19 protein-coding genes, 1 other RNA gene and 1 pseudogene are annotated in these 23,728 nt (G+C 69.0%); 17 read left to right on the top strand and 4 right to left on the bottom strand.

Going from position 1 to position 23,728, the window contains the following annotated elements:
• Positions 1-43 precede the first annotated feature (43 nt).
• Positions 44-301: a DUF3040 domain-containing protein gene (locus O7605_RS02000; protein ID WP_269737629.1), complete on the bottom strand. Its 258-nt coding sequence runs from the start codon at positions 299-301 to the stop codon at positions 44-46.
• Between the two features lie 424 nt (positions 302-725).
• Here O7605_RS02000 and O7605_RS01995 point away from each other — a divergent pair, with 424 nt between their 5' ends.
• Genes O7605_RS01995 through O7605_RS01975 form a run of 5 tightly spaced genes read left to right on the top strand, consistent with a single transcriptional unit; the run spans position 726 to position 6,964 of the window.
• Positions 726-2,768 (top strand): DUF1800 domain-containing protein, encoded by a 2,043-nt coding sequence (locus O7605_RS01995; protein WP_269737628.1) that lies wholly within the window; start codon positions 726-728, stop codon positions 2,766-2,768.
• Between the two features lie 8 nt (positions 2,769-2,776).
• Positions 2,777-4,156, top strand: a complete 1,380-nt coding sequence (locus O7605_RS01990; RefSeq protein ID WP_269737627.1) for a DUF1501 domain-containing protein — start codon at positions 2,777-2,779, stop codon at positions 4,154-4,156.
• Positions 4,153-5,568, top strand: a complete 1,416-nt coding sequence (locus O7605_RS01985; protein ID WP_269737626.1) for a ferredoxin reductase family protein — start codon at positions 4,153-4,155, stop codon at positions 5,566-5,568. The genes O7605_RS01990 and O7605_RS01985 overlap by 4 nt, the downstream gene beginning before the upstream one ends.
• 14 nt (positions 5,569-5,582) lie before the next feature.
• The gene (locus tag O7605_RS01980; RefSeq protein ID WP_269737625.1) at positions 5,583-6,191 is read left to right on the top strand and encodes an FMN-binding protein; all 609 of its coding nucleotides are present in this window, start codon (positions 5,583-5,585) and stop codon (positions 6,189-6,191) included.
• A gap of 47 nt (positions 6,192-6,238) precedes the next feature.
• Positions 6,239-6,964, top strand: coding sequence for an FAD:protein FMN transferase (locus O7605_RS01975; protein WP_269738676.1), 726 nt, complete (start codon positions 6,239-6,241; stop codon positions 6,962-6,964).
• A gap of 424 nt (positions 6,965-7,388) precedes the next feature.
• Here the strand turns inward: O7605_RS01975 and O7605_RS01970 are convergent, their stop codons facing one another.
• A complete protein-coding gene (locus tag O7605_RS01970) occupies positions 7,389-8,060 on the bottom strand; it encodes a bifunctional DNA primase/polymerase (protein WP_269737624.1) in 672 nt (223 codons plus the stop codon).
• 249 nt (positions 8,061-8,309) lie between these two features.
• Between O7605_RS01970 and O7605_RS01965 the strand changes: the two genes are divergently transcribed.
• The 9 genes and pseudogenes from O7605_RS01965 to O7605_RS01925 all read left to right on the top strand — a co-directional run bounded on the left by O7605_RS01965 (position 8,310) and on the right by O7605_RS01925 (position 15,873).
• Positions 8,310-9,539 carry a helix-turn-helix domain-containing protein gene (locus O7605_RS01965; RefSeq protein ID WP_269737623.1) on the top strand — a complete coding sequence of 410 codons (1,230 nt, stop codon included), beginning with the start codon at positions 8,310-8,312 and terminating at the stop codon, positions 9,537-9,539.
• A gap of 13 nt (positions 9,540-9,552) precedes the next feature.
• On the top strand, positions 9,553-10,125 hold the full coding sequence (locus tag O7605_RS01960) for a flavoprotein (protein ID WP_269737622.1): 573 nt from the start codon (positions 9,553-9,555) through the stop codon (positions 10,123-10,125).
• A gap of 196 nt (positions 10,126-10,321) precedes the next feature.
• On the top strand, positions 10,322-11,224 hold the full coding sequence (locus tag O7605_RS01955) for a Nif3-like dinuclear metal center hexameric protein (RefSeq protein WP_269737621.1): 903 nt from the start codon (positions 10,322-10,324) through the stop codon (positions 11,222-11,224).
• Complete coding sequence (locus O7605_RS01950) at positions 11,214-11,951, top strand: zinc ribbon domain-containing protein (RefSeq protein ID WP_269737620.1); 738 nt, start codon at positions 11,214-11,216, stop codon at positions 11,949-11,951. The genes O7605_RS01955 and O7605_RS01950 overlap by 11 nt, the downstream gene beginning before the upstream one ends.
• Before the next feature lie 3 nt (positions 11,952-11,954).
• Entirely contained in the window at positions 11,955-13,163 is a 1,209-nt protein-coding gene (locus O7605_RS01945; RefSeq protein ID WP_269737619.1) for a bifunctional RNase H/acid phosphatase, read from the top strand.
• Between the two features lie 194 nt (positions 13,164-13,357).
• Positions 13,358-14,281 (top strand): annotated as a pseudogene (locus O7605_RS01940) (ISL3 family transposase); the annotation flags it as partial.
• Between the two features lie 47 nt (positions 14,282-14,328).
• Positions 14,329-14,628, top strand: coding sequence for a transposase (locus O7605_RS01935; RefSeq protein WP_269737618.1), 300 nt, complete (start codon positions 14,329-14,331; stop codon positions 14,626-14,628).
• Positions 14,601-15,515, top strand: coding sequence for an IS3 family transposase (locus tag O7605_RS01930; protein ID WP_332317105.1), 915 nt, complete (start codon positions 14,601-14,603; stop codon positions 15,513-15,515). Before O7605_RS01935 ends, O7605_RS01930 begins: the two co-directional genes overlap by 28 nt.
• A 25-nt stretch (positions 15,516-15,540) precedes the next feature.
• Entirely contained in the window at positions 15,541-15,873 is a 333-nt protein-coding gene (locus O7605_RS01925; RefSeq protein ID WP_269737617.1) for a transposase, read from the top strand.
• 86 nt (positions 15,874-15,959) lie between these two features.
• Here the strand turns inward: O7605_RS01925 and O7605_RS01920 are convergent, their stop codons facing one another.
• Complete coding sequence (locus tag O7605_RS01920) at positions 15,960-16,721, bottom strand: sulfite exporter TauE/SafE family protein (protein WP_269737616.1); 762 nt, start codon at positions 16,719-16,721, stop codon at positions 15,960-15,962.
• 47 nt (positions 16,722-16,768) lie between these two features.
• Entirely contained in the window at positions 16,769-17,275 is a 507-nt protein-coding gene (locus O7605_RS01915; RefSeq protein WP_269738674.1) for a DinB family protein, read from the bottom strand.
• A 198-nt stretch (positions 17,276-17,473) separates the two neighbouring features.
• On the opposite strand from O7605_RS01915, the gene rnpB reads away from it, so the two are divergent.
• The 3 genes from rnpB to O7605_RS01900 all read left to right on the top strand — a co-directional run bounded on the left by rnpB (position 17,474) and on the right by O7605_RS01900 (position 23,682).
• Positions 17,474-17,885: RNase P RNA component class A (gene rnpB, locus O7605_RS01910), an RNA gene on the top strand.
• Between the two features lie 413 nt (positions 17,886-18,298).
• A complete protein-coding gene (locus O7605_RS01905; protein WP_269737615.1) occupies positions 18,299-18,514 on the top strand; it encodes a hypothetical protein in 216 nt (71 codons plus the stop codon).
• Positions 18,515-19,062: 548 nt separating this feature from the next.
• Positions 19,063-23,682, top strand: a complete 4,620-nt coding sequence (locus O7605_RS01900; protein WP_269737614.1) for a tetratricopeptide repeat protein — start codon at positions 19,063-19,065, stop codon at positions 23,680-23,682.
• The last annotated feature ends 46 nt before the right edge of the window (positions 23,683-23,728 follow it).

Here is a 23,728-nt window from a genome sequence, read left to right as displayed (position 1 = left end):
CCTCGCCGTCGCTCGATCCGGGACGGCACGCGGCCGGCGGCACTCACAGCCAACGTTGACGGAACCGCCACATCAGCGCCGCGTTCGTCACCAGCACCACCGCGAAGATCGCCCCGGCCAGCCGGCCGGCGAGTACGGTGGTCGCCGGCAGCGCCGCCCAGAGCACCACGGTCAGCAACAGCAGCCAGCGGCCGTGGCGACCGCGGGCCCGATTGTCGAGCCGGGCGAAGAACGCCGGATCGCTCTCCCGCAGGTGGCGGGTGATCTGCTCGAATCTGCGTTGATCCTCTTTGCTGAGCATGTGCCTTCCCCTCACGCGTTCAGCAACGGTGCGGCGGAATACCCGCTGCGGAGCGGGCTCACGCGCTCTTCCTGGTGCTACTTTCACCCCTGGCGAGCTGCCACAACGGCTCCTTACCGGGACCTTAATTTTTACTAAGCCGCCGAACCGGACCCGTGGCACCCGCGTGCGTGGCAACGGCGCTGGTGGGCGCTGTCGCCGAGGAAATAGCCCTGCTCGCGAGGTGTGTGGCCAACTGGCCGGTAACCGGCGGTCCGGCATCCGCGGTGAAACTCGTCTTAAGTGTGCGGGAGCGCCGCGAACGGCTGCCTTGTTAGGCCGGATGCCGGTGACTACGTTCCCCTGGCAACCCCCTCGGACATCAGTCGCCGCACCTCAGGCCGAGGCACGGTCGTGCGTCGACGTTAGAAAACAGGAACGGTATATGGCCGACCATCAGGTGCCACCACACCGACGGCAGGACGAGCGCGGATGGGACGGGCGCCGGTACCCGCAACCACACCCCCGGCAGGGCGATCCGACCCATCGAACCGATCCGTACCGACCCGAGCCCTACGTTCACCAGGGCCAGCGGCCGGCCCCGAGCCCCGGACCGCAGTGGATCGGCCCGGACGGGTACGGCGTGCCGCTGGACCCGGCCCGGCCCGGCGGCGAACTGCCCGACCTGGACGGTGCCGACGAACCCCGCCGTGCGTCCGGCCGTCGTCGAGCGTTGGCCACCCTCGGCGGTAGCGCCGCCGTCGTGGCCGGTGGCGCGGTGCTCGCGATGAACCCCCGGGTACGCGCCTTCTTCGGCGACGAGGCAGCGGTCGCCGGCGACGCCACCATCGCCAAACCGACGGATGGCTCCCCCACCCGCCCGAGCGGACAGCAGGCGAGCACGGTACGCACGTACACCGAGCAGAACGACAGCTACATGGGCTCCCGTGGTGGCGAGGCGCTGAAGAAGAACGCGCCGAAGGGTGGGCGCGCCTTCTCCGGTCCGGCCGCCGCCGCAGCGGCGACCAAGGTCACCGTGAAGACGGTGCTCGCCAAGGACCCGGAGCTGCACCTGGCCCGTCGGCTGACCTTCGGCCCCACCGCCGCGGTACTCGCGGAGATCAAGGAGCGCGGCATCGACGGCTGGCTGCGCTGGCAGCTGGAGCCGGAGAAGATCGCCCCGACGAAGGCGGAGTTGAAGCTCGCCGAGCTGCCCACTCTCAAGCTCTCGCCGGAGCAGTTGCGCGACCAGCGCGATCAGCTCAACGAACGTGGTGCCCAGCCCGAGCGGGAGATGGTGGATGCCACGATCGCCCGGCAGATCTGGTCCGACCGTCAGCTGTTCGAGGTGATGGTCGACTTCTGGAACGACTTCCTGCACGTGGCCGCCGATTTCGACGGCGGCGAGGTCTACCGCAACTCGTTCGACCGGGACGTCATCCGGGAGCACGCGCTCGGCAGCTATCCGGAGATGTTCCTGGCCGCCAACCGGCATCCGGCACTGCTGCTCTACCTCAACCAGGTCGACTCCCGTGCCGACGCGGTCAACGAGAACCTGGCCCGGGAGAACCTCGAGCTGTACTCGGTGGGCGTCGACGGCGGCTACACCGAGGCCGACGTCCGCCAGGCGGCCCTGTTGCAGACCGGCCGGGGCGTCAAGGACGGCAGCTACGTGTTCCGCCCGGAGCGGCACTACGTCGGCAAGGTGAAGATCCTGGGCTTCACCCACGCCAACAACTCCGCCGATCCGGAGAAGGCCGAGGCGGCGATCGACGCCTACCTCACGTATCTCGCGCTGCACCCCTCGACCGCCCGGTACGTGGCGCAGAACCTCGCCGTCCGGTTCGTCTCGGACACCCCACCCAAGTCCCTTGTGGACCGGCTGGCGAAGGCGTACACCTCCCACCGGGGCCGGATCAAGCCGGTGCTGCTCGCGCTGTTCAGCTCGTCGGAGTTCTGGGCCGCGGTGGGCCAGAAGGTGCGCCGCCCGCTGGAGTACCTGGTGGCCACCTACCGCACGCTCGGTGTGTCACCCGAGGCCGCGCCCAACCACGACAACGGCGGCAACCAGCGGACCCCGTACGCCCGCGGCCTGCGGCAGATCCACGACAAGCTGCGCGAACTGGGTCACCACCCGATGGGTCAACCGACGCCCGACGGCTACCCGGACGTCTACCTCGCGTGGACCTCCGTCGGCACCATGGTCAACGGCTGGAACGAGGCCCATGACCTGCTCGCCGCCAACCGCACCGTGTTCACCTTCACCCGGGCGGAGAAGCTGGTCGCCACCCCACCGGCCACCGCCGGAGCGTACGTCGACGCACTGGCCCGACGGCTGATCCGGCAGCGACTCACCGACCGGGAACGGGCGCTGATCCTCGGCGTTGCCGGGGTCTCCGCCGGTACGAAGGTCGACGCGACGTTCAACGGGGCCATCACCGCCGTCGCGCGGGCGATCCTCGCATCCCCCCAGCACCACCTCCGGTGAGGCATCCGATGGAGAAGACTGTGTACCCGTACAACCTGCACCCCGACTGCCCCGACGTGCGACGGCTGGCCGACAACCCGGCTGAGGCGCTGCTGCGGGCGGAGGCCGACGTGGTGGCCGCCGAGAACGCCGCCGAGGCCGACCGCTACCGACGGCTGGAGGAACTGGAGGAGGCCCAACAGGATGGTCGTGGGGTGACTCGGCGTACCTTCGTCGCCGGTGCCGCCGCCACCGCCACCGCCCTGGCGACCGCCCAGTTCGTGACCACCTCGGCGTCGTTCGCGGCGACCAAGACGGGCACGCTGATCCATGTCTTCCTCTACGGTGGCCTGGACGGCCTGAGCCTGATCGCGCCGGACAACGACCCGGTGCTCGATCGGGCCCGTCCCGAGCTGCTGCTGCCCAACGACTCCCTGGCGCTCGGTCGAGGCTTCAAGCTCACCAGCGCCTTCGCGCCGCTGCAGCCGTGGCTGCGGTCCGGGCAGTTGGGCTTCGTCCCCGGCGTCTCCGACGAGCGGCTGTCCCGCAGCCACTTCCAGGCCGCGGACGCCTGCAACCTCGGCGGCCTGCCCGGCGAGACCGGCGGACGGGGCTGGCTCGACAGCCTGATCGACGCGCTCGGCAAGGGCACCGCCTTCCGCAGCGTCGGCATCGGTAGCACCCTGCCCCGGTCGCTGGTCGGCAACAACGGCGCACTCTCGCTCAACAACGTCGGCTCGTTGCGCCTGGCCGGCAGCGAGCGGCAGCGGGAGGCCACCGAGAAGGCGATCAAGGGCCTGTTCACCGGGATCAACCACCCGGTGGAGGACGCGGTGCAGGCCGGGCTCGGTGCGCTCGCCACCGCGCGCAGGCTCGCCGCCGAGCCGTACCGGCCGGCCGAGGGCGTCGAGTACCGGGGCATCGGCTCCGCCTTCCAGACACTCGCCCAACTGATCAAGGGCGATGCCAACGTACGGGTGGCGACCGTCGGGATGGGCGGTTACGACACCCACGAGAACCAGGGCACCACGAACGGCGGCCAGTTGTACCGGCGGTTGAACGAGCTGGCGACCGCGCTGGCGGCGTTCTTCACCGACCTCGGTGACCGGGCCGCCGACGTGACGGTGATGATCTCCAGTGAGTTCGGTCGCCGGGTCGCCTCCAACCGGGGCGGTACCGACCACGGCCACGGCGGCGTGGTGACCATCCTGTCCGGGCGCAAGCTCGCCGGCTCGCTGCTCGGTGCCTGGAACGGACTGGACACCCTCGACTCCGGTGACGTACCCGAGTACAACAACATGTTCAACGTCTACGGGTCGGTGGCGCAGGGTCGGTTCGGGCTGACCAACGCGGAGGTGGACAAGATCTTCCCCCGGATGAAGTACGCCCCGATGAAGCTGTACGCGTGACCCACCCCGACCTCTACTCCGACCGCCGGACCGCGGCGCACTCCCGGTCCGGCGGTCGGCCCACCACCGGGAGTCCGTTGCCGGTCGTACCCCGGCGTGGTGCCGGCGGCCGGCGGCTGCTGGTCGGACTGTTCCTGCTCGGGCTGGTCGCCGCCGTGCTGCCCTGGTGGACGGACACGCCGGCCGGCTCCCTGGTCGGCAGCACCGCGATGCTCACCGCCGCGGGTCAGATCAGCGGCCTGCTCGCCGGTTACCTGCTGCTCGTGCAGGTGTTGATGATGAGCCGGCTGCCGCTGCTGGAGCGGGTGGCCGGTGGCGAGCGGATCGCCCGCTGGCATCGGGACGTCGGGGCCACCCTGCTGGTCGCGGTGCTCGCGCACATGTCCCTGATCCTCGTCGGCTACGCCCGGCTGGAAGGCCGGTCGCCACTGAGCCAGGCCGGCGTGATGCTGCGCGACTACCAGGACATGGTCTCGGCGTTCGCCGCCGCCGGCCTGCTGGTGACGATCGGGCTGACCGGTGTCCGGGCGGTGCGCCGGGCGCTGCCCTACGAGCTGTGGCACGCCACCCACCTGGCCGCGTACGCGGTGCTGCTGCTCGGCTTCGCCCACCAGTTCAGCAACGGCACCCAGCTGTTCCGCCCCGGTCCGGTGCGTACCGGATGGATCGGCCTCTACCTGCTGGTGGTCGTCGCGCTGCTGTACGGCCGGGTGATCGCCCCGCTGGTGTTCAACCTGCGGCACCGGCTGCGGGTGGCCGACGTCGTCGCGGAGAACCCGGACACCGTGTCGATCTACCTGACCGGCGAGCGACTCGACCGGCTTACCATGCTCGGCGGCCAGTTCTTCCGCTGGCGGTTCCTGACCAGGGGCTGTTGGTGGCAGTCCCATCCCTTCTCGGTGTCCGCCGCCGCCAACGGCCGGTGGCTGCGCCTGACCGTCAAGGTGGTCGGTGCGCACACCCGGGACCTGCGTGAGCTGGAGCCGGGGGTCCGGGTCTGGGCGGTCGGCCCGTCGGGCACCTTCACCGCGGCGCACCGCACCCGCGAGCGGGCCCTGCTGATCGCCGGCGGCAGCGGCATCACCCCGCTGCGGGCCATGCTGGAGGAGTTGCCGCCGGGTTCCGCGCTGATCTACCGGGTGCGTGCCCCCTCCGACGTGGTGCTGCACCGGGAACTGGACTGGCTGGCGCAGGCACGCGGCGTGCAGGTCTGGTACGTGGTCGGCTCGCGTGACGATCCCGGACCCCGGCAGGTGATGACCACGGACGGCCTGCGCCGGTTGGTGCCGGACCTGGCCCGGCGGGACGTCTATCTCTGCGGCCCGCCGGGACTGGTCGAGCAGAGCCGGCAACTGCTCCGCCGGGTCGGCGTGCCACGCCGACAGATCCACCTCGCCACCTTTGAACTATGAGAGGACATCGCCGCATGCGTCGCGCGCTGTTCGCAATCACCGGCCTGGCGGCCAGCACCACCGCTCTGGTGGTGCTCAAGGCGGCACCGGACACCAGCCGGGTGGCCCAGGAGGTACCCGCGCCGGCGACATCCGGCGCCGGGGAGCCGACGACGGCAACCGAGCCGACCGCCGAACCGGCCGAGGCGACCGCGACGGCCAGTCCGCGACCGCGCGCCAGCAGGTCGGCAGAGCCCAGCCGGAGGACGGCGAGCCCACCTGCCGGCCGTACCGGCCCGTCGAGCGACGCCTCGAAGAAGCCACCGGCGGCACGGCCCAGCACCGCCGCCCCACAACCCTCGGTCCGTCGGGTCGTCGGGCCGGTGGTCGGCAACGAGTTCGGCAACGTGCAGGTGGCGATCTCGCTGGAGGGTGCCCGCATCGTGGACGCGGAGGCGCTCGAACTACCGGAGCGCACCGCCCAGTCCGACCAGCGCAGCAGCCAGGTGGACGATCGGTACAGCGGCACCGCGGGACTCGTGGTGCAGCGGCAGAGCGCCGACCTGGACACCGTCTCCGGGGCGACCGCGACCAGCGAGTCCTACCAACGGTCGTTGCAGGCTGCGATCGACCGGGCGCGATGAGCGCCGCGAGTTCGCTGCGGCCCGGACTGCGCCGCGTCGAACACGTCATGGGCACGCCGGTCAGTCTGGACATCGCCGACGACCGGCCCGCCACCGAGTTGGCCACGCTGGCCGACGAGGTGTTCGCCTGGCTACGGGAGGTGGACGCGAGGTTCAGCACGTACCAGCCGGACAGCGAGGTGTGCCGCTTCGACCGGGGCGAGCTGCTGCTCTCCGAGGCGTCCGCCGACCTGCGCCGGGTGCTGGAACGCTGCGCCGACCTGTGGGACGCCACCGACGGCTTCTTCGACGCGTACGCCACCGGCGGGCTGGACCCGTCCGGGTACGTCAAGGGCTGGGCGGTACAGGTGGCCTCGGATCGGTTGCGTGCGGCCGGTGCCGACAACCACTGCCTCAACGCCGGGGGTGACGTCCGGGTGCGGGGGCATTCGTCGACCGGGCTGCCGTGGCGGATCGGTGTGCGGCATCCCTGGGATCCGTCGGCGGTCTGTCTGGTGTTCAGTGGGACGGACCTCGCGGTCGCCACGTCGGGTGTCTACGAACGCGGCCACCACGTGCGGGATCCGCGCCGTGGCACCCCGGCCCGGGGCCTGCGGTCGGTGACGGTGGTCGGGCAGGATCTCGGGCTGGCCGACGCGTACGCCACCGCGGCTGTGGCCATGGGCGTGGCCGGGATCGGCTGGCTGGATCGGCTGCCCGGGTACCAGCACGCGGTGGTCACCGACGACGCCCGGTGCCTGCACTCCACCAACCTGCCGCTCACCGACCAGTAGTGACCGACCTGCCCCGCCGCGCGGCAGCCGGGTGTCCGGGACGGTCACGGCAGTCGACACGCCGCTCGGCGACCAGCTCCACGGCCACGGGGCCGGCTGCGGCCCACCTGCTCGGGCGAGGTGCCTCCGGTGGCGGGACGGGGACCTGGTTCCGGGTCAGGGCCAGCGGGCCGGGCGGTGGATGATGGCCGGGCGGGACCCGGTCGGTCGCGGACGGCCCGGCCGGGCGCCCGGGGGACGGGTGGCTGCCCAGCGGTGGCCGGGCCGGTGTCGCCGGGGCGGCTCTGCTCCGCCCGGATGGTGCCTGGTGCCGCCGGTGGACATCGCATCCCCGCTCCCGGCGCGGGCGCGCCGTCGAAGGGTTCAACGAGCGCCGGTCCGTCCGGGTCTCGCTGCCGGCGCGTCGCACCGTGGGTCACCCGCCTCAGCGGCCCCGGCGGGGCAGTGGCAGCTGGCCGGGGACGAGGGCCGAGGTGAGCGTCACGCCGGTCGAACGCAGCGCCTCGACAAGCGTGTTCTGCACCAGGTAGGCATCCGGTAGCTGCCACCGGGCCTGCTCCGGCGCGACCGCCCAGCGGACCTGCCCCTCGGGCAGCCGGGTCGGTGGTGCCGCGACCCAGGAGCCGCGACCGTGCAGGACCACGTCGAAGCAGTGCTCCAGTTCCGGTCGCAACGGGTCGCCCGGGCGGACCAGGAACATCCACCGTCCGGTCGGGGTGACCAGCACCGGTCCGCGTACCCCCGGGCCGACCGGGTGGACGCGCACCGCGTCCAGGACCAGCCGACCCAGGTGGGCGGGGATCTCCAGCACGTCGAAGGACCGGCCGGTGGGCAGCAGCAGGCCGTGCGGCCGGGACCGCCACCAGGTGGCGACCCGCGCCGGGTCGGTGCTGGCCGCGTGCTCCCAGTCCTCCAGGGCCGGGTGGCAGCCGACCGTCGGGCAGCCGGCCCGGCCGCAGACGAAGCGGCTCCGCGCCAGGCAGGCGCCCGGGGTCACCGCCCACCCGTGCAGGGCGTAGCGTACGGCGACCCGACGCAGTCGTACCCGTTCCAACGGCGACAGACGCGCCACCTGCGGTCCGACATTCCCCCACATTGGTGTCATCTCCCCTCGCCGCGCCCGGCTGGCGTCAGCTCGTACGTCGAGACCCGTCACTGCCGCAGCCCGTCCTCGTTCTGTTTGACAAAGTGGCCGATGCAACTTGCACGAAAAGTACGAGGTTCGGCCGGACGGCTGACGCACCTCCTGTGCGACCAGCGGAAACCTGAGATACGGACGGATCGCCGCGCCCACTGAACGGCCCCCGGCCCCGGCCAGGGCTCCAGCAAGGGGAGGACTGGGGAGATGGACGAGCTACCCATCGGGCGGCGGGTGGCCTACTGGCGCGGCCGGCGCAAGATGTCGCAGCAGGTGTTCGCCGACCGGTTGGGCAAGTCGAAGAGCTGGGTCGACAAGATCGAGCGGGGTGTCCGGCGACTGGACAAGTTCTCCGTGCTCTACGAGATCGCCGACATCCTTCAGATGGACGTGCAACTGCTGCTCGGCAAGGACCCGGAGCGACGCAGCGACGCGCTCAACTGCATCGAACAGTTCGAGGTCGAGGAGATCCGGGCCGCCCTGGAACGGTACGACTCGATAAGCGCGTACTTCGACGCCGCACCGAGCCCGCCGCCACTGGCCGACATGGGCAAGGCGGTGACCCACGCCTGGCTGACCTACCAGTACGGCCGCTACGGGATGCTCACCCGGGCCCTGCCGAAGCTGCTCCGCGACGCCCAGGCGGCCGACGCCGCGTACGGCGGTGACCAGGCCCAGCGCGCCGCCCACCTGCTCGGGCAGGTCTACCAGCTCGCCTCCTCGGTGCTGCGCAAGCTGGGCGAGTGCGACCTCTCCTGGCTCGCCGCCGACCGTTCCATCGCCGTCGCGCAACGCGCCGACGACCCACTGCTCGCCGGGGTCGCCACCACCCGGGTCTGCAACGCGCTGGTGGCGATGGGTCGACCCCGGCCGGCGCTGGAGCTGAACGTGCGGATCGCCAACCAGCTCGCTCCGGGCGGCGGCAACGACAGCCGTCCCGAGCGTCTGTCCGTCTACGGGATGCTGCTGCTCCAGGGCGCGATGGCGGCCTCCCGCATCGGCGACACCGCCACCGTGGAGGACCTGCTCGACGGGGCCCACGCGGCGGCGATCGAGCTGGGCGGCGACCAGAACCACTACTGGACCTCGTTCGGGCCGACGAACGTGGAATTGCACCGGGCGGCGGCCGCCGTCGAGCTCGGCGACGGCGGGCGGGCCGTCGAGGTGCACCGCCTGCGGATCCAGCCGGCACCGTTCGACGCGATGCTGCCCGAACGCCGGGCGCATCACCTGCTGGACCTGGCCCGGGGCTACGCCCTGATCGGCGATGTCGCCAATGCCGGGGAGATGCTGCTGCGCGGTGACCGCCTGGCGCCCTCCGAGATCCGCTGCCGCCCGATCGCCCACGAGGTGATGTCGGACGTGCTTCGTCGCACACGTGGTGCGCCGCCTTCTCCGATCGCGGAGTTGGCTGAGCACATGGGAGTAGGAGTATGACCTCGGAGCCGGCATGACCGGTTCGCACCGCCATGACGGGCACCGCCAGGTGCTCTACATCATCGCCTGTGGCTCGCCACTGGCCCGAGACGTGGGCCGGCTCGTCGACCTGGCCCAGCAGGACGGCTGGGACGTCTGCGTGATCACCACGCCCGACGGTGCCAAGTTCGTCGATCGCACCGCACTGGCCCGGCAGACCGGCCACCCGGTACGCACCCACTACAAGAACCCGGGCGACCCCGACGTGCTGCCCACCGCCGACGCCATGATCGTCTGCCCGGCCACGGTCAACACCGTGAACAAGTGGGTGGCCGGCATCGCCGACACCCTCGCCCTGGGACTGCTGGTGGAGGCACAGGGCCGGGGGATACCGCTGGTGGCCGTGCCGTACACGAACGCGGCGATGGCCGCCCACCCGGCCTTCCGAGCGGGCCTCACCCGGCTCTCCGAGTGGGGAGTGAGCGTGCTCTTCGGCGACGACGTCTACCCGCTGCATCCGCCGGGCACCGGTGAGCGGCACCAGCACACCTTCCCCTGGGCGCTGCCGCTCACCGCCGTGCGTGACCAGCTCTGCCGGACCGGTTGAGCGGCAGCCCCCAGTTGACCAGCTCCGGTCCGGACCTGGCCCCGCGCGACAACCGGGACCGGCCGCTCAAGCATCCACGACCCGGCCCGGGCGTTCGCCCGTGGCCGGGTCAGCGGTATCGACGCGGCCCGGACCGAGGCGTGGTGTGCCCGGGTGACGTCCGGTAGAAGTGCTGACGCCGGTAAGCTCACCGGCCGTGAGCACAACCACAGCCGTGCCGACCGTCGCCGACGTGGTGGCCGAGGTGGCGCGGCACTACCCGCCGGTCTGGGCCGAGGAGTGGGACCGGGTCGGCCTGGTGCTCGGTGAGCCGTCCGCCCCGGTACGCCGGATCCTCTGCGTCGTGGACGTGGTCCCCGAGACGGTCGCGGAGGCGCTCGACGCGGGTGTAGACATGATCATCGCGCACCATCCGCTGCTGCTGCGCGGGGTGTCGTCGGTGGCGCCGACCACCTACAAGGGCCGCATCGTCCACCAGCTGATCAAGGCCGATGTCGCGCTGTACGTCGCGCACACCAACGCCGACGTGGCCGCCCCGGGTGTGTCCGACGCCCTCGCCGCCCGCCTCGGCCTGCTCGACCTGCGCCCGCTGCGACCCGCCCGCCCCGGCACGCCCGCCGAGGGGGAGGGGCGGGGGGCCGGCCGGATCGGCCGGCTTCCGCAGCCGCTGACCCTGGCCGCACTGGCCCGCCGGGCCGCCGCCGTGCTGCCGGCCACCGCCGCCGGGGTGCGTGCCGCGGGCGACCCGGACCGCACGGTGCGTACCCTGGCGGTCTGCGGTGGCGCCGGGGACAGCTTCCTGGCCGACGCCACCGCGGCCGGGGTGGACGCCTACCTCACCTCGGATCTGCGCCACCACCCGGCCGGCGAACACCTCGCCACCGGGGGGCCGGCGTTGCTCGACGCCACCCACTGGGCCACCGAACGGCCGTGGCTGGACGACCTCGCGGCGCTGCTGCGGACCGCGCCCGGCGTCGAGACCCTGGTGTCCGACCTGGACACCGACCCGTGGACCGTGCACGCCGCCGCACCGCACCCCGACGAACGCACGCCGGACGAACCCGCAGCGGACGACAAGGAGCCCGACCGTGAAGGCTGACCCCCAGGTCCAGCGCCGCCTGCTCGATCTCCAGGCGATCGACACCGCCCTCGCCCAGCTCGCCCACCGGCGTCGGTCCCTGCCCGAGCGGGCCGAACTGGAGGCCCTCGCCCGGGAGTTGTCCGCCCTGGAGGACGAGCGGGTCCGCGCCCAGGTGGCGGTCGACGACCTGGACCGCGACATCGCCCGGCTGGAGAAGGACGTCGACCAGGTCCGGGCGCGCAAGACCAAGGACGAGAACCGGCTGGCCGCCGGCACCGGCCCGGCCCGTGAACTGGAGGCGCTCCAGCACGAGCTGGCCTCCCTCAACCGCCGGCAGAGCGACCTGGAGGACGCCGAGCTGGAGCTGATGGAGCAGCGGGAGACCGCCCAGTCGGTGCTGGACGGCGTCGAGCAGCGGCTGGCCGAGGTACGGGACCGGCGGGCCGCCACCGAGCAGCGGCGCGACGACAGCCTCGCCGAGATCGGTCGCGAGGAGGAGTTCAAGCGCTCCGCCCGGCAGCCCCTCGCCAACGACCTGCCCGCCGACCTGGTGCAGCTCTACGACCGGATCCGCACCGACACCGGACTCGGTGCGGCGCTGCTGACCGCCGGCCGCTGCGGCGGATGCCGGCTTGAGCTCTCCGGTGCGGACCTGGCCCGCATCCGCAAGGCCGACCCCGACGACGTGGTCCGCTGCGAGGAATGTCGCCGGATCATGGTCCGCACCAACGAGTCGGGGCTGTAGCCGGTGGCCACCCGGACGGTGCTCGTCGAGGCCGACGGTGGATCCCGGGGCAACCCCGGACCGGCCGGATACGGCGCGGTGCTGCGCGACGCCGCCACCGGCGAAGTGCTGGCCGAGCGGAGCGAGGCGATCGGCACCGCCACCAACAACGTCGCCGAGTACCGGGGACTGATCGCCGGCCTGGCCGCCGCCGCCGAGCTCGGTGCCGACGAGGTCGACGTCCGGATGGACTCCAAGCTGGTGGTCGAGCAGATGTGCGGCCGCTGGCAGATCAAGCACCCCGGCCTGCGCCCGCTGGCCGCCGAGGCCGCCCAACTGGTCGGCGGCTTCACTGCCGTACGGTTCAGCTGGATCCCCCGGGACCGCAACACCCACGCCGACGCCCTCGCCAACGCCGCGATGGACGCCGCGGCCGCCTCCGGCGTCGCCACGCCGACCGTCGAGCCACCCCGCCTGGTCGAGCCGCCGCGCCGCCTCGGCGGCCCGGAGCCCGCCGGTGGCGGTGCCGCCGAGGTCGCCGCCCGGGCCGAGGCACCGGGCGCCGACCTGACCAGCGCACCGGTGTCCTGGGAGCCCCGGCCCAGCTTCACCGCCACCCGGCTCATCCTGGTGCGGCACGGCGAGACCGAGTACACCGAGCAGGGCCGCTACTCCGGGCGTGGCGACATCCCCCTCAGCAGCAAGGGGCAGGCCCAGGTGCGGGCCACCGCCGCGCGGCTGGCCGCGCTCGCGCCGGACACCGTGGCAGTGGTCAGCTCACCGCTGTCCCGCTGCGTGGCGACCGCCGAAGCGATCGCCACCGCCGTCGGCGACCTGCCGGTACGCCGCGACGACGAACTCATCGAATGCGACTTCGGTGCCTGGGAGGGGCGCACCTTCGCCGAGGTACGCGAGGGCTGGGCCGGCGAACTCGACGCCTGGCTCGCCTCCACCCGGGTGGCCCCGCCGGACGGCGAGTCGTTCGCCACGGTCGCGGAACGGTGCGCCCGGGTGGTGCGGCGACTGCTCGACGCGTACCCGGGGCAGACCGTCGTGGTGGTCTCGCACGTCTCGCCGATCAAGCTGATGCTGCGCGACGCGCTCGCCGCCACCGACTCCTTCCTGCACCGCCTCTACCTCGACGCGGCCGGTGTGTCGGTGCTGGACCGCTGGCCCGACGGCGGCGTCGCCGTCCGCTCCGTCAACGACACCGCCCACCTCTCCGACCTCTGACCCGCCTCCCCCTCCCGCGTGGTGCCTCGCCCCCTCGCCCTGCCCTGCCCCGCCCCGCCCCGCCGATCTTGCACTTCTGGTCGGCTCTTCTGCCTGATGTGTGGGTGGTCGGTGGGTCGTTGACGGGCGCACGCCGTTGCTGGGCCTAGGTTCCGAGCTGTCTGAAGGCTTCGGTTCTAGGTGGTGGCAACGGCGTGCGTTCGGTCAGGTTATGGGGTCGGCTGCTGGGCGTCGAGCAGGCGGTGGTCGAGTCGGTGTGTCTCGATGCGGGTGTGGTGGTCGTGTCGGTGCGTGCGTTGCGGCGGGCGCGGGGTCGGTGCGGGGTGTGTCAGCGGCGGTGTCCGGGTTATGACGCGGGTCGTGGGCGTCGGCGGTGGCGGAGCTTGGACGTGGGTGTGTGGCAGGTGTTCCTGGAGGCCGATACGCCCCGGGTGCGGTGCCGTGAGCATGGGGTGGTGGTGGCGGCGGTGCCGTGGGCGCGGCACGGTGCCGGGCATACTCGCCAGTTCGATGCGCTGGTGGGCTGGTTGGTGCGGCGGATGTCGAAGACCGCGGTGTGTCATCTGGTGCGGGTGGGATGGCGCACGGTCGGGCAGATCGTGACCCGGGTGGTCGCTGACGCCGACGACGCGGCCGGGGACCGCCTCGCCGGGGTGACCCGCATCGGTATCGATGAGGTGTCCTATCGGCGGGGCCACAAGTATCTGACCGTGGTCGTGGACCATGACACCCGGCGGCTGCTGTGGATCGCCGAGGGCCGTGACAGTGCCGTCCTGAGCCAGTTCTTCGAGCTTCTCGGACCCGACCGGTGCGCCCAGGTCAGCCTGGTCACCGCCGACGGCGCTGAATGGATCTTCTCGGCGGTCAGCCGGTACTGCCCGAAGGCCCGTATCTGCCTGGACCCGTTCCACGTGGTGATGTGGGCCGGCAAAGCACTGGACGCGGTCCGCGCTCAGGTCTACACCGCCGCCCGCAAGGCAGGACAGAAGGCCCTGGCCCAGGGCATCAAAGGCGCCCGCTACGCGCTGTGGAAGAACCCCGCCAACCTGACCACCTCCCAACAGGCGAAACTCGCGACCATCGAACACACCAACCAGCCGCTGTATCGGGCCTACCTGCCCTTCCCCTCGTAGCGTGGAGGCCAGAGCTTGAGGGATAGAGGTTCATGGCTGAGACGAGACGCCAGTTCGATCCGGAATTCCGCGCGGGCGCGGTGCGCATCGTGCGGGAGACGGGTAAGTCGATCGCTCAGGTTGCTCGTGACCTGGGGGTCAACAGCGGGACTCTGGCTAACTGGGTGAAGAGGGACCGCGAGAGGCGCGGTGAGGCCGCTGCGGGGCAGTTGGCCGAGGACGAGCGGGCGGAGCTGGCGCGGTTGCGGCGGGAGAACGCGGAGCTGGCGATGGAGCGTGATGTCCTCAAGCGATCCGTGGTCCTGTGGGTCAAGGAAGCGACGGGCCGGTGAGCGTGGCCGGGTTCATCGCTTCCCAGAGGACCGAGCATTGCGTGCCGCACGCGGTGGCCTGTCGGGCCCTGGGGGTGTCCGAGTCCTGGTTCTACAAGTGGCGTGACCGGCGGCCGACGCGCCGCGATGACCGGCGTGTCCGGCTGGCGGACGCGGTCCAGAAGGTGTTCGACGACTCGGCCGGCACCTACGGCAGCCCGCGCATCGGCATCGAGCTGCGTGAGTCCGGTTGGCAGGTGTCGGACAACACGATCGCGCAGCTCATGGCCGAGCGGGGCTTGGCCGCCCGGGCCAGGCGTCGCCGGCGGAACCTGACTCGCCAGGGCACACGTCCGGCCGCGCCGGACCTGGTCAAGCGGGCGTTCACCGCGCCGGCGCCGGATGTCGCCTGGTGCGGCGACATGACCGAGATCCGCACCGACGAGGGCAAGCTCTACCTCGCCACCGTCATCGACCTGTACTCCCGTCGGATCCTCGGCTACGCGATGGGCGCCCACCACGACGCCGGGCTGGTCGTCGCCGCGCTGAACATGGCCGCCGTCACCCGCGGCGGCAGCGTCGAAGGGGTGATCTTTCACAGCGACAGGGGCAGCGAATACTGCTCGGCCGACTTCGCCCGGGCCTGCGCCCGGTGGAAGGTGCGCCAGTCGATGGGCCGGGTCGGGTCGTGCTTCGACAACGCCGTCGCCGAGGCCACCTTCTCCACCATCAAGGTCGAGTACGTCCACCGCCGCCACTTCCGCACCCGCACCGAAGCCCGCCTGAAGATTGCCACCTGGATTACCGACTTTTACAACCGGCGCCGCCGGCACTCCGTCTGCGACTGGCGATCCCCCATCGACTACGAACGATCAGCGGCCCGCGCACTGGAGCCGCAGGCCGCATAACGGAGCCCTCCACGATTCCAGGGGATTGACATACCTGCTCAACCAGCAACTACGGCAGGTCTTCGCCGCCCCCGGAGGCGCCGACCGCATCACCCTCCTCGACGCCTGGCTGGACTGGGCCACCACCAGCCAACTCACCCCGTTCGTGGAACTGGCCTACCGCATCCGCCACTACTGGCGCGACGACATCGCCAACACCCTGACCTACCGCCTGTCCAACGGACTCATCGAATCCACCAACACCAAAATCCGACTACTGACCCGCATCGCATTCGGCTTCAAAAACCCCCAAGCCCTCATCGCCATGGTCAGACTCCACCTCTGCGGCTACGACCTACCCCTGCCCGGCCGACCATGACCCACACACCCGACCGGAGAGCCTTCTGGTCGCCGAGAAGTTACTTATGCCCGGTTCGCGGGGTCAGGAAATGCAAGATCGCGGGTTCAGGTGAGGGCGCGCCAGAGGAGGTACGTGCCGATCACGGTGCCGAAGACGACGATGATGGTCTTCAGGATCACCGAGGGGAGCCGACGGACCAGGCGAGCGCCGGCGTAACCGCCGACGAGCGTGGCGGGGGCGACCACCGCGACGCCGGCCCAGTTCACCGGACCGGCGACGGCGAAGACGACCACGGTGGTCAGGCCGATCACGGCGGAGAGCAAATTCTTGATCGCGCTCACCCGGGCCAGCGTCGCGTCCAGCACCAGGGCCAGCCCGGCGACAAGCATCACCCCGACCGCGGCACCGAAGTAGCCGCCGTACACCGCCGCCACCGCCACCACCACCTGAACGGTCACGGCCCGGCGGCGCGGCGCCAGGTCACGCGGGTGACCGACCAACCGGCGCAGCGGATCCTGGAACGCCAGCAGCGCGGTCGCCCCCAGCACCAGGAAGGGTACGACCACCTCGAACGCCCGCGCGGGGGTGACCAGCAACAGCCCGGCACCGGCCAACGCGCCGACCACGGTGGTGGGCAACAGCGCGGCAAGCAACCGCGACCGAGGCAGATCCACCCGACTGCCCGCCACTGCCGCGACGTACCCGGGGGAGACCGACAGGGAGTTCGTGACGTTCGCCGAGACCGGCGGCAACCCGATCGCGAGCAACGCCGGAAACGTGATCAGCGAACCACCGCCGGCCACCGCGTTGACCGTGCCCGCGGCGAGACCGGCCGCGACCAGCAGGGCGGCTTCGGCGAGTTCCATGATCCGCAGGCTAGCGGTCCGGAACGCGCACCGGTCGCCCTCCCCGGCTACTCGCCGACCGGGCCACCGGCCAACTCGGCCACGATGTCGAGGTGCCCGAGATGACGGGCGTACTCCTGCACGAGGTGGAACATCACCCGCTCCAGCGACGCCGGCTCCGCGCCCTCCCACCGCGGCCCCGGCGCGCCGCGCGCGGCCAGATCGGTGCCCTCGACCACCGCCCGGGTGTGCGCGCCCTGAGCCCGCAACGCGGCCGTCAACTCCGCGAAACTCTCCTCCGGCGCCACGTACCACCCATCGTCGCGCTGGTCGCCCCACGGGTCCGCGACGTCGCGGCCCTGAAACCCCCACTCGATCCAGCGGAGTTCCACATAGCGCAGGTGCTTGAGCAGCTCCAACGGAGTCCAGCCGGACGGCAGCCGGCTACCCCGCCGTTCCTCCTCGGCCAGCCCGGCCACCTTCTCCACCACGCTGTCCCGAAAATAATCGAGGTAGCGCAGGAACACCTCGGCTCGCCCGTCGGCCGGCACCGTCGGTTCGGGAAACGGCGGCATCGTCACCGCCCCATTATGCGTACGCCCTTTCCCCACCCCACCTCCCCGGCCCACGGCCACTGTCCGGTATGCCTGAACCGTGGCAGTGAAGACGCACGACACGCCGGCCACGAGCCACCTCCACTGCCACGGAGCCCCCTGAGGCCCGGTGCGGCAATAGGCGCGGACCGGGGATCGTTAGGATGGGTACGCGACGGACGAGTCGACCGGGCGGTCGCGTCGGCGGGTTCCGGCCCGTCGCCGAGGAACGTCCGGACTCCACAGGGCAGGGTGGTTGCTAACGGCAACCCGGGGCGACCCGCGGGACAGTGCCACAGAAAACAGACCGCCGGCCCCAACGGGGACGGTAAGGGTGAAACGGTGGGGTAAGAGCCCACCAGCACCCCGGGTGACCGGGGTGGCTCGGTAAACCCCACCCGGAGCAAGGCCAAGAATGGGCCGTCATCGCAGGATGACGCCCGCGCAGACGCTTGAGGGCGGCCCGCCCGATGTCTGCGGGTAGGCCGCACGAGCCTGCCGGCAACGGCAGGCCGAGATGGATGGCCGCCGCCGACACGCACCCCAGGGTGCGCGTCGCGCACAGAATCCGGCGTACAGGTCGACTCGTCCGTCGCCCACCAGCTCAGAGACCTGATCAAGGCTCTGTGCTGGTCCTATGTTCGGGTGTCGATGGTCGTCGTTGGTCAACATTGGTCGGCGTTTGACGCCCTGGGGACGCCCTCACGCCCTGGAGACGCCCTGAGCGCGGGCTCAGTTGACCTCTTCTCGGGTCGGGCTGGCTGTGCCGCTGTAGGCCGTCTCCGGGCCTGCGATCGATGGTTCCGGAGCGGGGCCGGCGGCTGTGGGGAGGGTCGGGCACGTCCTGGCGGTGGAGCTGGTGCCGCGACCCGATGAGCCGGTGGCAAGCCAGTCCCGGGGTTGGACTGGCGCGGCAGACGGAAGCCCCGACGCACGACCAGGCCGACCCGCTGGCTTCCGTAGCGGCCCCGGTGATCCCATTCTTGGATGAGGTGGGATGAGTGCGTGCCGGAGCTGCTGGAGCACCTGGGGGAGATGGGCCTGGTCGGGCTGGTCAAGATTGACGGGGAGCGGGAGCGCAGGCCCTGGACCGTGGTGATCTCGGGCCAGCGGCTCGATGGTGCGTCGATCAGGGTCGACGGCCACAGCCTCGACTACTGCCTGAAGCATGCGGTTGCCGCGCTTCATGAGCGCTTCCCGGACGAACTCGCGCTGGGCTGAGATTCCGACCCGTGGGGCGGTGTCCCGGCGGCTGTCGGTGGCTCACCGCCCCGGCGCCGTAGGCGGCCGGGGCGGCTTGCCGCCGGCCGGGCTTGCCGCCCTGCGCCGCGCGGAGCGCGGTGCCTTGATCCAGACCAGACGAAATCGGCAATGCGTCACCCAACAGCTGACGGATCGCAGTTGCGCCTCTGCCCTTTGCCCCGTCCCTTTCAGCAGACAATCGACATCCGCAACGCAGATCCACGCACCCGTGCCAGCTGTGTCGGTCGTGTATCTGACAGCGGCAGCATTCACTCATCCTGGAGGATCAGTTCTCCGCAAGGGCAAGGGAGTACGCAATGGCCGAAAAGCCTGTTGATGAGGACTGGGATGATCAAGCACGGATCGTCGGCACTGACGCCGGAGTGTTGTCCGGAGCCCCTAGGCCTCGCGGTCAGGTTCGCAACTTGCTAGAGAACGTCGGCAGATTGCGACGCGCCCATCGGCCAGCTGCAGGGTTGCGCCTGTTGATAGATTCGACGGCTGGATGGTCCAAGCAACCGCCGGAGTTGTTCATTGAGCAGGCGCGGTTGCTACTGGCCCTGTATCGGCCTAGCGATGCAGCCGCTGTCTTGTGGCAGGCGTATGAGCTGCACACCGATCCTGACGTGTCTGCTTGGCTGATCGCGAGCTTGAGCCGCTCTCGTAACTACAAGGATGCTACGGCCGTTGCCATCGAAGCGTGTAAGAGGTTTCCAGAGAGCGTACTTGTCCGCATTTCAACCGGGCGTGTATCGACAGACCAGTACCAGTTCGAAGAGGCATTGTCACGGTTTCGTGAGGCGAATTCGATTGATGAGTCAAATCTGACAGGATTGACGTGGCTGCTGCGTGGACTGCGAGACTTGCGGCGACATGATGAGATAGAAGCCCTAATAGTAGCTAATGAATTAAGTTCCTCGAAGCATGGCTTAGAGTGGGGCAAAAGTCTGCTCGACCGTTACCAGCCAGAACGTGGTTTAGCAGCGTTCAACGAGGCGTTGTCGATTGACCCCAGGGATGCCGATGCGCTTGAGTGGCGGGTTACGGCCCTGCGTGATTTGCGGCGCTTCGATGAGGCTGAGGAGGCGGTGCGGGATGCGATTGCCCGGCGGCCTGATGCGCCGAACCTGCGTGTCGAGCTCGGCTACCTTCATGACGATCGATATGACTTTGTTGCTGCGTTGGAGGCGTTTGAGCAGGCGTTAGCGATTGATCCGAGTGATGCCAAGGCGCTTGAGTGGCGGGTTGTTGCCCTGCGTCGGTTGCGGCGTTTTGATGAGGCTGGGGAGGCGGTGCGGGATGCGATTGCCCGGCGGCCTGATGCGCCGAACCTGCGTGTCGCACTCGGTTACCTCCAGTTTAGTCTGCATGACTATGGTTCGGCGTTGGAGGCGTTTGAGCAGGCGTTAGCGATTGATCCGAGTGATGCCGATGCGCTTGAGTGGCGGGTTACGGCCCTGCGTGATTTGCGGCGCTTCGATGAGGCTGAGGAGGCGGTGCGGGATGCGATTGCCCGGCGGCCTGATGCGCCGAACCTGCGTAGTCAACTCGGTTACCTCCAGTTTAGCCTGCATGAGTATGGTTCGGCGTTGGAGGCGTTTGAGCAGGCGTTAGCGATTGATCCGAGTGATGTCGATGCGCTTGAGTGGCGGGTTGTTGCCCTGCGTCGGTTGCGGCGTTTTGATGAGGCTGGGGAGGCGGTGCGGGATGCGATTGCCCGGCGGCCTGATGCGCCGAGCCTGCGTAGTCAACTCGGTTACCTCCAGTTTAGTCTGCATGAGTATGGTTCGGCGTTGGAGGCGTTTGAGCAGGCGTTAGCGATTGATCCGAGTGATGCCAAGGCGCTTGAGTGGCGGGTTGTTGCCCTGCGTGATTTGCGGCGCTTCGATGAGGCTGAGGAGGCGGTGCGGGATGCGATTGCCCGGCGGCCTGATGCGCCGAACCTGCGTGTCGAGCTCGGCTACCTTCATGACGATCGATATGACTTTGTTGCTGCGTTGGAGGCGTTTGAGCAGGCGTTAGCGATTGATCCGAGTGATGCCAAGGCGCTTGAGTGGCGGGTTGTTGCCCTGCGTCGGTTGCGGCGTTTTGATGAGGCTGGGGAGGCGGTGCGGGATGCGATTGCCCGGCGGCCTGATGCGCCGAACCTGCGTGTCGCACTCGGTTACCTCCAGTTTAGTCTGCATGACTATGGTTCGGCGTTGGAGGCGTTTGAGCAGGCGTTAGCGATTGATCCGAGTGATGTCGATGCGCTTGAGTGGCGGGTTGTTGCCCTGCGTCGGTTGCGGCGTTTTGATGAGGCTGGGGAGGCGGTGCGGGATGCGATTGCCCGGCGGCCTGATGCGCCGAACCTGCGTGTCGCACTCGGCTACCTTCATGACGATCGATATGACTTTGTTGCTGCGTTGGAGGCGTTTGAGCAGGCGTTAGCGATCGACCCGAGCGACGCTGATGCACTTGAGTCGCGGGTCGGCACCCTGTGCAACATGCGGCGTTTCGATGAGGCTGAGGAGGTGGTCCGGGATGCGATCGTGAGGCGGCCCGATATGCCGAACCTGCGTATCAGCCTGGGTCATGTTTATATCGCCCAGTATGACTATGTTGCTGCGTTGGAGGCGTTTGACCAGGCGTTAGCGATCGATCCGAGCGATGCTCATGCACTGCGTTGGCGGGTTATTGCTCTGCGTCGGCTGCGGCGTTTCGATGAGGCTGGGAAGGTGGTCCGGGATGCGATCGTGAGGCGGCCTGACGTCCCGAACCTGCGTGTTCAACTCGGTTTCGTTCACTATGATCAATATGAAGAAGTGGCAGCGTTGAAGGCGTTTGAGCAGGCGCTAGCGATTGATCCGGACGACGCTGATGCGCTTGAGTGGCGGATCACGGCCTTACGTCGGTTACGACGCTTTGAGGAGGCTGAACAGGCGGTCCGGGATGCAATCGTGAGGCGGCCTGATGCGGCTAGTCTGTATGTCGAGCTCGGCTATCTTCATGACGATCGGTACGAGCACGCATCGGCGTTAGAGTCGTTCGAGCGGGCATTGACTATCGACTCGCGGAACGAATGGGCGTTGGTTGGGCGGAGCAACTCCTTGCGCTTGTTGCGGCGTTTCGAGGAAGCAGAAGAGGCTGCCCGCGATGCTGCCACCAAACACCCCACCTCGTCTGCCCCGCTTCTGGAACTGGCAAATATCGCTGAGGATCGAGGTAGGTACGAAGATGTCCTTGACGCGGTGCTGGCAGCGCTCTCCATCAGCCCGCGTGACGAAGCTGCATTGGCCGCGCGAATTCGCGTGATGCGGCAACTGCGCAACTTTTCAGGGGCGCTGGAAGTCGCGCACGAGGCGGTCAAAATCCGCCCCGACAGCGTCGATGTGCTCATTGAGCTGGGGCAGGTATACGTCGATAGGCGTGAGTACCAGCGTGCGTTGGAAATGTTTGAACGTGTTCTCGCGATTGACGCCGGCCGGCTCCGTGCAGTCGAATACCGTGTGGCAGTTCTCCGGCGGCTGCAAAGGCATGCAGATGCCGAGAGGTGTGCCCGTGAGGCAATTGCGCTACGTCCCACGAACGAATCGAATTACATCAACTTGGGGCTTGTTTTCGAGGACCGATTGCAGCCGCAAGAGGCGCTTATCCATTATCGGTCCGCAGCGCGTTTCAACCCGCGTAATCCACGTGTGATAGTGGGCCAATCAGCGGCCTTGCGGTCCTTGCGCAGTTGCGCTGAGGCTGAGCGTCTGGTTGCATCAATGCTTCAGATGCAGCCGAATGAGCGAACTCTATCCATGGAGTTGGCGTGGATTCGGCACGATGCGGGGCGACTTGCTGAGTCGCGAGCGAGCTTCGTTCGGTTAGAATCTACGGCGATCGCGGATGAGGAGCGTGCTGCATCGATTGCAGGGCAGGGCTGGGTCGACTTTGCCTGCGGCGATTATGTGGCGGCTTCCGAGCACTTCAGCCAGGCGGTTGCCCTGCTGCCGCATAATCGTGAATATCGGCTTGCAGTCGCGTGGGCGCTGATGCGACAGGATGAACAAAGCCAGTGGGAGAGAGCCGAAGATATTTGCTTTGAGGTGCTTAATGAGGAGCAAGATGCCGCAGTGCTGGTCTGCCTCGGAATTATAGACTATCGGATGGGCCGGCTACCTGCGGCCGAGCATCACCTTCAACAAGCGCTTGAGGTCGATTCATATAAAGGTAGTCATACGGATCTTGGGGCGCTATACACACAGTTGGGCCGGTACGAGGAGGCAGATACTCACCTGCGACTGGCGATTGCCCAAGACTCATTCAACAGCTCCGCGCGGGTGGAGCTGGGCCATCTGCGCTTAGTGACCAACGAATGGCATGAGGCAGCGAGGCAATTCCGCAGCGTGCTGCGGACCGACCCATCGATGCAGGTAGCGGCGCTGGGCCTGGCGACCGCCTTGACCGCGCTAGGTGAGTCACGCGAGGCAGAGGACGTGCTTCGGGAAGGGCTCCGCACGGCGGCCAAGCCCTGGCGGCTGCACCTTGCTTTGGCGCGACTACTGTTCGATCAGGCTGACGCAACGCAGAACGACGATGTCTTTGCCGAGGCTTACGCGGAAGCGATAGAGGCGATCAAGCATGCGCCGGCGAATGAGCCAGATCCTCATTATGTCGCTGGCGTTTGCAAGATTCGGCTTGGTCGCGCTACCCATACCGCTTTGAGCGACACCTACTCGCGTCGTCAGTCACTCCGTCACCTGCGTCGCTGCTTGAGCCTCGACCATGGCCATGTGGACGCGCAAAGAATAGTGCAGCTGCTCGAACGGGAGGGCCGGACTGCCCGCACGGCCGCGCTGGGTACCGTAACCGTTGCTGCCGTTGCCATGATTCTGCTTTCTGTTCTTTGGACGGCGTTTTTTCTGTCCACCCGCGTCACTGTGGTAATGATTACTACAATCACACCGATCCTAGTAGGCCTCGTCGCTATTGCTGTCCTTCTGCCATCACTCATCCGTCTGAAGCTGCCCGGCCTGGAGGCCGACCTCCAAGCGGGTTTGGGGCAAATTACCTCCGGACCGACCGGCGACGTTGCTATCCGACCCGGCAACTTCGCTGTCAGCCTCGGTCCAATTGGGCATGCACCGAACCGCCACTACTCGGAGTATCGCCAGCGTTAGTGATTGTTTGCGATTTGCGATTCTGTCCAACGAGCTGTACTTCGCC

The organism is Verrucosispora sp. WMMA2121 (genome assembly GCF_027460185.1).
Taxonomy (GTDB): Bacteria; Actinomycetota; Actinomycetes; order Mycobacteriales; family Micromonosporaceae; genus Micromonospora; species Micromonospora palythoicola.
Note: the sequence above shows the minus strand (reverse complement) of the source record. Positions and strands in the feature narration are given on the sequence as shown.